The sequence below is a fragment of the Pseudomonas sp. FSL R10-0056 genome (genome assembly GCF_009600105.1).
GTDB classification, from domain to species: Bacteria; Pseudomonadota; Gammaproteobacteria; order Pseudomonadales; family Pseudomonadaceae; genus Aquipseudomonas; species Aquipseudomonas bubulae.
Genome location: NZ_WIWL01000070.1, coordinates 1 through 764, shown reverse-complemented (window position 1 = coordinate 764; position 764 = coordinate 1). Strand labels below are relative to the sequence as shown.

Genomic DNA, 764 nt, shown 5'->3' with positions numbered 1-764 from the left:
TGAGCGTCTCGTGGGCTCGGGAGGCGTCTGTCAGGCTGTTCACGCCACCAGAGGTGGCGGTTTATCCGAGCAGCTTTTGGCTGCTCGGGATGCGCTACCATGCGATTTTTTAAGGAGCCATCTCATGCAACGTTTGGTAAAGCCGTCGGATTACGTCCTGCAGGACGTTCTCGGCCAATCGATGTATCTGATTCCCTGGGAGCCCAGGCTCTGCCCGGGCAACCCGGCAGAAGATCCCGAGGTTGGCGCACAGCTTTACAACACATTCGTCCAGGATCAGGCCAAGGGTGTTGTACCCCGGGCCCCCGCCCAGCAGATGAGTGACATTCTGGATTGGGTTTTCGAAACGGCAGGCGAACCCGCCCGCAGCCTGGCCGCTGACTTGGCGGCAGCGTACCTAGGCAATCACGCCTTCCTGATCGATGATCTGGATGATTGGGACGCGGAAACCAAGTCGCATCGGGCGCACATGGTTTTTCATGGCGAGGACATTAGGGGACTTTCAGCGCGAACCGTCATGAAATTGCGGGCTCGAGCTGCCGCCGGATTTTAGCCGCGAAAATATCGTTAGACCGGTTGTTGCTACTAGTAACACGGGAGCGCATAACGAATAGAAAGGAACCCGCCCGGACGGGCCAAGAAGGTGTCGCAATGCGTATGACGTTTGGCAGTGCCTGCCGTAACGCGGGCCTTATGGCGGTGGTGTATTTCCTGTACGTGGGCTTCCAGAAGGGACACTTTGATGTCTTCGGCTGGTACGGGGT

1 protein-coding gene is annotated in these 764 nt (G+C 57.9%); it reads left to right on the top strand.

Annotated features, from left to right (window positions below):
• The first annotated feature begins 124 nt into the window (after nt 1-124).
• Nucleotides 125-553, top strand: coding sequence for a hypothetical protein (locus tag GHO42_RS03810; protein ID WP_153384118.1), 429 nt, complete (start codon nt 125-127; stop codon nt 551-553).
• The last annotated feature ends 211 nt before the right edge of the window (nt 554-764 follow it).